The 10,208-nt window shown below is 72.2% G+C and carries 6 protein-coding genes; all 6 read right to left on the bottom strand.

Translation table 11 applies throughout. The features are described 5' to 3' along the window. Nucleotides 1-48: 48 nt before the first annotated feature. Nucleotides 49-840 (bottom strand): TIGR03936 family radical SAM-associated protein, encoded by a 792-nt coding sequence (locus OHA37_RS25760; protein WP_266908944.1) that lies wholly within the window; start codon nt 838-840, stop codon nt 49-51. 126 nt (nt 841-966) lie between these two features. Next, nucleotides 967-2,058 (bottom strand): hypothetical protein, encoded by a 1,092-nt coding sequence (locus tag OHA37_RS25755; RefSeq protein WP_266908943.1) that lies wholly within the window; start codon nt 2,056-2,058, stop codon nt 967-969. 113 nt (nt 2,059-2,171) lie between these two features. Further along, nucleotides 2,172-5,123 carry a hypothetical protein gene (locus OHA37_RS25750; RefSeq protein ID WP_266908942.1) on the bottom strand — a complete coding sequence of 984 codons (2,952 nt, stop codon included), beginning with the start codon at nt 5,121-5,123 and terminating at the stop codon, nt 2,172-2,174. Between the two features lie 190 nt (nt 5,124-5,313). Then, the gene (locus OHA37_RS25745) at nt 5,314-7,239 is read right to left on the bottom strand and encodes a TIGR03960 family B12-binding radical SAM protein (protein ID WP_266908941.1); all 1,926 of its coding nucleotides are present in this window, start codon (nt 7,237-7,239) and stop codon (nt 5,314-5,316) included. A 73-nt stretch (nt 7,240-7,312) separates the two neighbouring features. After that, complete coding sequence (locus tag OHA37_RS25740) at nt 7,313-8,836, bottom strand: CYTH and CHAD domain-containing protein (protein WP_266908939.1); 1,524 nt, start codon at nt 8,834-8,836, stop codon at nt 7,313-7,315. 161 nt (nt 8,837-8,997) lie between these two features. Then, the gene (gene rodA / locus OHA37_RS25735) at nt 8,998-10,200 is read right to left on the bottom strand and encodes a rod shape-determining protein RodA (protein ID WP_266908937.1); all 1,203 of its coding nucleotides are present in this window, start codon (nt 10,198-10,200) and stop codon (nt 8,998-9,000) included. Nucleotides 10,201-10,208 lie beyond the last annotated feature (8 nt).

Here is a 10,208-nt window from a genome sequence, read left to right as displayed (position 1 = left end):
CGACCCAGGTGGCTCCCGAGTCCCAGGGCTGCGCGACGACGACGATCCTTACGCGGCGGGACCTTCCGGCGCCTTCGCGTCGGCGGTTACGGCCGCCGTGGGTGGGGCGGTCGTGACAGCCTCGCGGTCGGGCGCGAGCGGGTCGGTCACCGTGCCGGACTCCTCGTCGAAGAGCCCCTGCGCCAGCCTGGTCACCGCAGCGGGGACCGGCGGCGTTAGGTCGGCCACAGCTCGGAGACCGGACAGGACGTCGTCGGGTCGCACGGCAGGTGTCAGATGCCGAACAACCAGCCGCAGTATCGCACAAGCATTGTCCAGGGGCCTATCAGCCGCTGCGGTGGCCGTAACGGGAACCACTTCCAGGCTGACCACGGCGCCCCGCGTGTCGAAGGTCCGCATGCCGTTCTTGGTGCGGCGCTGGACCTCCACGGCCTCGGCGGCGAGGAAGGCCTCGACGGCCTTCTCGGCGTCCCCGGGCTCCACGCCTTCCAGGCGCAGCTCCCACACGGAGGCCGTCAGCCGGTCGGCGAGGCCGGAGGTGTGCGCCTCGACGGCGTCGATGATGTCGAGGCCGACGGGCATCGACTCGTCGAGCAGCTCGCGCAGGACCGCGGGGTCGCGGGGCTCGGCGAGGGCGATCTCCAGGTACTCGGCCTCGCTGCCGGTCCCGGTCGGGGCGGCGTTCGCGTACGAGACGCGGGGGTGCGGGGTGAAGCCCGCCGAGTACGCCATGGGCACCTCGGAGCGGCGCAGGGCCCGCTCGAAGGCGCGCTGGAAGTCCCGGTGGCTGGTGAACCGGAGGCGGCCGCGCTTGGTGTAGCGCAGGCGGATGCGCTGCACTACCGGTGCGGGAGGCGGGCCTTCGGGCTGTCGCTTGCCCAGTGGTTCATCTCCTTGTGCGGGGCTCCGCGGCTCGCGCGTCGCCCTGAGGTCTGTGGGGCCTGCCGGCCTCGCCTGCCCTCCGGCTCACCCCTGTTTGTGCAGGGGGCTCGTCGGGATCTGCGTGGCGGGCGTGTCGCCTGCGGCTCTGTTACTACCCAGAGTACGCGCCTGTGACCTCGCTGGTTCCCGGGGCGGCCCCCCGAACAGCGCCCGCCGTACGTCGGCCCGCGCCTCGCGCACCGCGAGGCGGGAGGCGCGCCACACCTCGCCGACCGCACGGCCGACGGGAGCGATCGCCTGCCGGTGCACCGCCCGGGCGGCCCGGCGGCCTGCGGCCCACCCGGCGCGCAGCGCGTTCCCGACGGGGGTGACCACGCGCCGGCGCAGCCACCCGGCGGGCCGCACGACGGCCCACCGCCACACCCACAGCAGCCCGCGCCCCAGCGCCCGGCTCACCCGCCCCGCGAGGTGCCAGGCCCCGACGAGCAGTTGCCAGAGCGGCACGAGGAGGTACGCCCAGACCCCTCGCCCGGCCGGTGCGAGCAGGTACTGCCAGGCCCCGGCCACCACGGGCCGTACGAGATACCGCCACAGTGCGACCCACGGCCAGACGAACAGGGCCTTGGCCAGCCAGGCCGCACCGGCCGCGAACCCCCGGGCCAGCCACCGCAGCGCGTGCCCGACGGGGGCGAGGACGTAGCGGTACAGCGCGCCGCCGGGCAGCACGAGCAGGTACCGGACGGCGCCCACGAGCAGCCAGGCGATGCCCCGGCCGGCGGGCAGCAGCCCGTACTGCCAGACCGGGACGAGCAGGTACCGCCAGAGCCCGACGCCCGTCGGCCGCAGCAGGTACACGTACGCGGCCCGCCCCACCGGGAAGATGACGTAGCGCCAGAGACCCACCCAGGGCCAGTGGAAGACGAGCTTGAACAGGGCCCCGATCAGCCACCCGGTCCCCCGCAGTACCGGCAGCACGGCCCGTTCGTACAACCAGCGCAACGCCTGCCCCAGCGGCCCGAGGACGCTCCGGTTCAGCATCCGCGCCGCGGCGACGAGCAGGTCCCAGAGCACCCGCAGGGGCAGCACGACCAGCACCGCCACGACCTTCACGGGGATCCGGACGACTCCGACGAGGCAGCCTTCTCCCCCGGGTGCGCGCGCCTCTTGCAGTTCCATGCAGATAAGGACTCCGCAGGAGCCCCCCGCGTTGCGGTGAACACCGCAACGGTCCGGACACGGCGACGGCCCGTACCGCCCCGTGCGGGGTGGTACGGGCCGTCGCCGTCCGGTCAGTTCGCCAGCGGGTGACCGCCGGGCGGGGTCTGCGCGGGCGGCGGGGCGGCCGTCACCTTGTAGGCACCGGGGAGGTACCCGGGCGAGCGGGTGCCCGCGGTGAACCCGGGGCTGTCCAGCACCAGGTCGTAGGTGCCGGGCTCGAGGCCGAAGGTGCTGAGCTCCACGACGAGCACGGTCCCGGCGGTGTTGACCGCCGTCGCCCGGACCATCCGGTACGGGCTCGTGCTGCCGTCGGCGGCCCTCAGGACCACGTCGGTACCGAGGGTCAGGTTCGTGCCGCGCAGGGCCACCTTGGTGGTGGTCCCGGCGGGGCTCGTCGCCGGCGTCACCGAGGTGGCGTCGGCCTGCTTCGGGCGCGAGGCGCACCCGAAGACACAGACGCCCTGCATCTGGTACTTGAGCGGCGTGGCCGCCGTGTAGGCGCTCAGCAGGAAGAGGTACTCGCCCTGCGGGGCGCTCTGCGAGGTGGAGCAGTAGAAGTCGAAGTCACCCACGTTGTTGTTGCCGCACTGGACCAGCGGGTCGAGGCCCGAACCGGTGAAGCCGGTGGCGCTCAGCATCTCCACGTTGGGGTTGGTCCCGGACGCCACGCTGTTGTCCGCGCCGTAGATGTTGAAGCGCTGCCCCGGCTTCACGGTGGCGACGGCGCAGTAACCGGCCGCGGCCTCGGTCAGCGTGCCGCTGCGCACGGGGAAGTTCTCCGCCCCGATGCGCTTCGAGGTGCACTCCGGAGCCCAGCCGGCCGCGGTGGCGACCTTCCAGGTGTCGATGTGCGCCACGATGGGGGTGCTGCCGTCGTAGCCGGAGGCCAGCACGTAGACGAGGTATCCCGTCGAGCCGGTGACCCGGCAGGCGTTGCCCCACTGCCGGCAGAGGGCCTTTCCGGTGGCGTCGACCACGACGAGCACGGCGCCGGTGCGGTACGCCGCCGTGGGGGTCCGCTGCGAGATCACGAGCTTGTCGGTGGTGGCCGTCTTGAACTGCAGGCAGGTGCTGTCCAGGGCGGACTTGAAGGTGTAGCCCGTGGACGCGCCGCCGACGGTCAGCGAGGTGGGCGCGGGGCACTTCGCGGTCTGCGAGATGTCCCGGCGGACCAGCCGGTAGCTGTCGGTGTAGCCGGTGCCGATGAGCAGCGCCGAATAGGCGGGGGTGGCCTGGAGGTCGCAGCGGGTCGTGGAACCCCCGACGGTGCTGCACACCTGGTTGCCGGCGCCGTCGTAGATCTGCACCGAGGCGTTGACCCGGTTGGTGGTGTTCGTGTAGTCGATCATCTCGGCGGTCGAGTGCTTGCCCGCCCCGAGCGCGAGGCACGCGACCTGCTTGTCAGCGGTGAGATCGAACGTGGTGCCCGGCGAGGGACCGAAGGGGCTGCTGTCCCAGGTGGCGCAGCCGGCCGTGTTGCCCGTGCCGTGGATGGTCATCCGGTAGGCGCCCGTGGTGGGGGCGGACAGCACCGCGCGGAAGGGGGCGGTGCCGGTCAGCTTGCAGACGGAGAGGCCGGACGTGGCGACGCACTGCTGGACGCCCTTGGCGTCGTAGACCGTCGTGTCCACGTTCGCGCCGTCGTCGGCTGGCGGGGTGTCGTAGAAGTACAGCCCCTTGCCGGTGGCCGTCGGGAGCGTCCGGCACAGCTGCTGGCCCGCTCCGGTGAAGGTGCCCTGCGCGGGACCGGATGCGAAGCCGTCGTCGCGTGCATCCGTGCAGCCGGCGGTCTGGTTGGTCGCGTAGAACGAGATGCCGTACGCGTCCTTGAGGTTGTCCGCGCCACGCGCCCACGTGTAGTAGCCGGCGGCAAGGGTGCACGGCGTGAGAGGGGTCGACGTGCAGACCTCCGTGCCGTTGACCCGGTGGAGCGTCCCGTAGGTCCACGAGGAGGTCCCGACCGGACCGAAGACGTAGGGCCCCGCGGCCGTCACGCGCAGGATGCGGCAGGGCACCGAGGAGCCGGCGTCGGGGACGGTGCCGTAGGCCTGTGCGTCGACGACCGGGCAGCCGCTGGCGCCGGACAGGCGGGCGACGGTGAACCCGTAGGGCACGCTCCGTCCGTATTCCTCGTTGACCAGCAGGGTGAACGGGGCGGTGCCCGTCAGCTTGCAGTCGAAGTCCAGGCCCTCGTCACGGGTGGAGCAGAGCTGCTTGCCGGTGGCGTCGTAGATCGTGCCCAGTACCTCGTAGGAGGTCAGGTGGGCGCGCAGGACGGATCCCGCGGCGAACGCCGTGGGCAGGCGGAAGCAGTCGCCGGTGGAGCCGGCGGCCAGGGTGGCCTCGACGGCCCTCGGCGCCCCGAGGGTGGCCGAGGACGCGGCGACGTTGGTGCAGGTGGTGCTGGACAGCAGCGCCTTGTAGGAGACGGAGAAGCCGCCCGTGGAGGAGCTGTTGACGTCGAGGGTGTAGGCGCCGGCCTTGTTGGTCGGGCAGCGCGCCTCGGTGCCGTACACCGAGGTGCAGGCGACCGCGGACCCGTCGGGCGCGGTCAGCTTGGGGTACTCGGTCCCGCCGCTGAGGGAGACGGCCTGTACGAGAACCAGGTCGGTCGCCGAGGTCAGCGTGAAGGTGAACCGGGAGCCGCCCTCGGGGCGTTCGGCGCAGGTGTAGAGCGTGTCCGGCGCGATGGCACCGGAGCAGGTGTCGGCGCCCGCGGTACGGCTGACCTCGCGCGCGGCGGTGGCCCGCGCGGCAGCGGGTTCCGGGCGCTTCGGCTCGGGCTTTGCGGGCGCCGCTTTCGGCGCGGGCGCGGCCGTGAGCGCGGAGGCTCCCTCGGCCACGGGCGAAGCGGCGGGCGATACGGCGGCCGACTGGCCGTCCTTCGGCGTCACCGCCGCGGTGGCGGCGCCGACCGGTCCGACGAGCGTGGCCAGTACGGCGACGATCAGGGCGACGAGCGCGACGACGCCGCGGCGTCCGTCTCTCCCCCGACAGCGGACGGCACGGAAAAGGTGTGGCACGGGATTCCCCCCAGGAATCGGCCCCCGCCTCGTGTCGATCACTGAGACGCATGGGGCCAGCGGATCCTAGCGAAACCGGCGCACGCCCGTTCGATCTTTATGGTCCACCTCACACCCCCCGCACGACGACGGCCCGCCCGACCCCAGTGGGTCGGACGGGCCGTCGTCGTAGGGACGGGGTGCGGACGCGCTACTTCACGACCGACAGCGGCAGCAGCTTCTTGCCCGTCGGGCCGATCTGGATGCTGGTGTCGAGCTGCGGGCACACGCCGCAGTCGAAGCACGGGGTCCAGCGGCAGTCCTCGACTTCGGTTTCGTCGAGGGCGTCCTGCCAGTCCTCCCAGAGCCAGTCCTTGTCCAGGCCGGAGTCGAGGTGGTCCCAGGGCAGGACCTCCTCGTAGGTGCGCTCGCGGGTCGTGTACCAGGCCACGTCCACGCCGTACGCGGGCAGCGTCTTCTCCGCGGCCTGCATCCAGCGGTCGTACGAGAAGTGCTCGCGCCAGCCGTCGAAGCGGCCGCCCGACTCGTAGACGGCGCGGATGACGTCGCCGATGCGGCGGTCGCCGCGGGACAGCAGGCCCTCGACGATGCCGGGCTTGCCGTCGTGGTAGCGGAAGCCGATGGAGCGGCCGTACTTCTTGTCGCCGCGGAGCTTGTCGCGGAGCTTGCCGAGGCGGGCGTCCGTCTCCTCGGCCGACAGCTGCGGGGCCCACTGGAAGGGGGTGTGCGGCTTGGGGACGAAGCCGCCGATGGAGACGGTGCAGCGGATGTCGTTCTGGCCGGAGACCTCGCGGCCCTTGGCGATGACGTTGACCGCCATGTCGCCGATCTGGAGCACGTCCTCGTCGGTCTCGGTCGGCAGGCCGACCATGAAGTAGAGCTTCACCTGGCGCCAGCCGTTGCCGTACGCGGTGGCGACCGTACGGATCAGGTCCTCTTCCGAGACCATCTTGTTGATGACCTTGCGCATGCGCTCGGAGCCGCCCTCGGGGGCGAAGGTCAGACCGGAACGGCGGCCGTTGCGGGTCAGCTCGTTGGCCAGGTCGATGTTGAAGGCGTCCACGCGGGTCGACGGGAGGGACAGGCCCACCTTTTCGTCCGTGTAGCGGTCGGCCAGGCCCTTGGCGATGTCCGTGATCTCGGTGTGGTCCGCCGAGGAGAGCGAGAGGAGGCCGACCTCCTCGAAGCCCGTGGCCTTCAGGCCGCGCTCCACCATCTCGCCGATGCCGGTGATGCTTCGCTCCCGCACGGGGCGCGTGATCATGCCGGCCTGGCAGAAACGGCAGCCGCGGGTGCAGCCGCGGAAGATCTCCACGGACATCCGCTCGTGGACGGTCTCGGCGAGCGGGACCAGGGGCTGCTTGGGGTAGGGCCACTCGTCGAGGTCCATGACGGTGTGCTTGGACACGCGCCACGGCACGCCGGAGCGGTTCGGGACCACGCGGCCGATGCGGCCGTCCGGCAGGTACTCGACGTCGTAGAAGCCCGGCACGTAGACGCCGCCGGTCTTCGCGAGGCGCAGGAGGACCTCCTCGCGCCCGCCCGGGCGGCCCTCGGCCTTCCACGCGCGGATGATCTCGGTCATGTCGAGGACGGCCTGCTCGCCGTCGCCGATGATCGCGCAGTCGATGAACTCCGCGATCGGCTCGGGGTTGAAGGCCGCGTGGCCGCCCGCGAGCACGATGGGGTGGTCGACCGTACGGTTCTTCGCCTCCAGCGGGATGCCCGCGAGGTCCAGCGCCGTCAGCATGTTCGTGTAGCCGAGCTCGGTGGAGAAGGAGAGCCCGAAGACGTCGAAGGCCCCGACCGGACGGTGGGAGTCGACGGTGAACTGCGGCACCTTGTGCTCGCGCATCAGCTCTTCGAGGTCCGGCCACACGCTGTACGTGCGCTCCGCGAGCACGCCTTCGCGCTCGTTGAGCACCTCGTACAGGATCATGACGCCCTGGTTGGGGAGCCCGACCTCGTACGCGTCCGGGTACATCAGCGCCCAGCGGACGTCGGCGCTCTCCCACGGCTTGACCGTGGAGTTGAGCTCACCGCCGACGTACTGGATCGGCTTCTGGACGTGCGGAAGCAGGGCCTCAAGCTGAGGGAAGACCGACTCGGTCATCACGCGACTTTCGTGAAGCGGGCAGGGGGCGACTCTCAAGCGTACCCCGGGGCCCGGAGCCCCACCGCCCGCGCGATCAGCCGCGCACCGCCGCAGCCGGTCCCGCGGTGGCCGCCCACACCTGCGGCAGCTCCCGCTCGCGGCGGTCGGCCAGCGCCTCCTCACGGCCGTAGAGCAGGCCCCAGGTGAAGGAGGACTCCCCCGCGCCGGCCGCCTGGACGGCGAGGCCGCGCAGGGCGTCGCGGGCGACGACCCCGTCCTGGTGGTCGCCGAGCAGGCTCTGGACCGCCTTCACCGTCTTGGCCAGCTTGCGTGCGGGTTTGCCGAGGGCCGGGGCCGCCGCCTCGGCCGCGTACCGGGTGCGCTTCGCGGCCTTGCGGGCCTCGTGCAGGGCCAGGTCGCGGTCTTCGCCCGGGTCCATGGACAGGGCTCCCTCGATCCTGCCGGCGAGGCGTTCGTAGTCCCCGAGGACCGCCGCGGGCAGGGCCGACGCGGCGGGCCGGGCGGCGGCCTTCAGCAGCGGCGGGTCGGCCAGCAGGGCGTCGAGGGCGTTGAGCAGGGCGACGTGGCGCCGGCTGTCGAGCGCGGCCAGCGCCGCGCGGCGCGAGCCGGCGCGGCGGGCGACGTTCCAGATCTTGAGGCGGCCGCGGACCGGGCCCAGCACGAGGGTGCGCGGGAGTTCGTCGAGCCGGGTCTGGATCCGCTCCAGCAGGACTTCCTGGTCGCGGTCGACGCCGAGCTCGGCGGCGAGCCAGCGCAGCTCCTCGCCGATCGGGCCGGTCTCGGCGGGGTCCAGGATCCGCCGGTAGGTCTTGAAGGCGCCGCGCAGCCGCCGGGTGGCGACCCGCATCTGGTGGACGGAGTCGGGCAGGCCCCGGCGTACGGCGGGGTCCTGGGCGATGAGGGTGTCGCGCTGTTCGCGCAGGTACGCGAGCACGTGCGCGCCCACCGTGTCCTCGGCGGGGCCGGTGGCGGCAGCCGTCCGGGCCGGGGGCTGCCCGCCGGTCTCGGTCAGCGCCCGGGCGAGCTTGGAGGGGGCGTCGCTGACCCGGAGTCCGGCCTTGCGGAAGACCGTCTCCACGGCGTCGAGCAGCGCCGGGTCGGCGCCGTCGGCGAGCTCGACCTCCACCTCGGTCCAGGCGGCGGTGGCGTCCGCGCGCTCGGCCCGCACCGCGTCGGTGGACAGCTCCGCGAGGAGGGCGCCGTCGGCGTCGAGGAGGTGGCTGAGCTTGCGCGAGGACAGCAGCCTGACCTGCGGTTCCAGCGGGGTGTCGCGGACGCGGGAGCGCAGCAGCGCGGTCAGCGCGTCCGGCACGGTGTCGCCGAGGGGGGCGGTGATCTCGTCGCGCACGCCGGGGGCGACGGGCAGTTTGAGGTGCCAGCCGGCGTCCTTGCCGCCGGTGCGGCGGCGCAGGGTCAGCCCGTCGGCGGCGAGCCGCTGATCGGGGGTGTCGTAGTAGGTGGCGTCGAGCTCGGCCGTGCCCTGGTCGGTGACGGCCGCGATGGCGGCCGTGCCCGTCAGGTCGGGCACCCCGCGCCGTCCGGCCTTGGTGCTCCTGAACTCGAATTTGCGCTCGATCTCGCGCTTCGTGTCCGCCATGGATCGAACGTAGTCCTGAACGGAATGCGGCGGGAAGGAAAACGGCTGGTGCGGCGGAAAAACAGCCCGCCAACCGAGGGATCGAGCCGACCTGAGCCCGCCCCCGAGCCCGTCCCGTCCCGACCCGGGCCGGCCCGATCCCGCCCCGGCCCGGCGCCGGGTCAAGCCGACATGGGCCGCTGCACCCTGATCGACTGGAGCAGCCCGATGGCCACCCACACGGCGAACATCGAGGATCCTCCGTAGGACACGAAGGGCAGCGGGAGTCCGGCCACGGGCATGATCCCGAGGGTCATGCCGATGTTCTCGAAGGACTGGAAGGCGAACCAGGCGATGATCCCGGCGCACACGATCGTGCCGTACAGCTCGGTCGTCTCTCGGGCGATCAGGCAGGCGCGCCACAGGATGACCCCGAGCAGCACCAGGATCAGCCCGGCTCCGACGAAGCCCAGCTCCTCGCCCGCCACCGTGAAGACGAAGTCGGTCTGCTGCTCCGGCACGAACTGGCCGGTGGTCTGCGAGCCCTTGAAGAGGCCGGAGCCGGTCAGGCCGCCGGAGCCGATGGCGATGCGCGCCTGGTTGGTGTTGTAGCCGACGCCGGCCGGGTCGAGCTCGGGGTTGGCGAAGGCCGCGAAGCGGTTGATCTGGTACTCGTCGAGGATGCCGAGCTGCCAGATCAGGATGGCCCCGCCGACGCCCGAGCCGAGCAGGCCCAGCACCCAGCGGTTGGAGGCGCCGGAGGCCAGCAGGACGCCGAGCACGATGACGACCATGACCATGACGGAGCCGAGGTCGGGCATCAGCATGATGATGCCCATGGGGAAGGCGGCCAGGCAGAGCGCCTTGACGACGGTGCGGTGGTCGGGGTGGGCGAGGTCTCCCGCGTCCACCCGGGTGGCCAGCAGCATCGCCATGACCAGGATGATCGTGATCTTGACGAACTCGGAGGGCTGGAGCGAGAAGCCGCCGCCGACCACGATCCAGGCGTGGGCCCCGTTGATGGTGGCGCCGAGCGGGGTGAGTACGGCGAGGATCAGGACGACGGAGAGCCCGTAGAGGATCGGTACGGCGCCGCGCAGGGTGCGGTGCCCGAGCCAGATGGTGCCGATCATCAGCACGAGGCCGATGCCGGTGTTCATGGCGTGCCGGAAGAGGAAGTAGTACGGGTCCCCGTTGTTCAGCGAGGTCCGGTTGCGGGTCGCCGACCACACCAGCAGGGCGCCGATGAGGGAGAGGGCGAGCGCCGAGAGGAGTATCGGCCAGTCGAGCCGGCGCACCACGGAGTCGCGGGCGGTGAGCTTGGCCATCGCTCCCCGCTGCTCCGGCGCGTACCGGGCCACGGAGAATTTGTTGGCGGTCTGCATGTCGGTCC

It is taken from the genome of Streptomyces sp. NBC_00335 (genome assembly GCF_036127095.1).
Taxonomy (GTDB): Bacteria; Actinomycetota; Actinomycetes; order Streptomycetales; family Streptomycetaceae; genus Streptomyces.
Note: the sequence above shows the minus strand (reverse complement) of the source record. Positions and strands in the feature narration are given on the sequence as shown.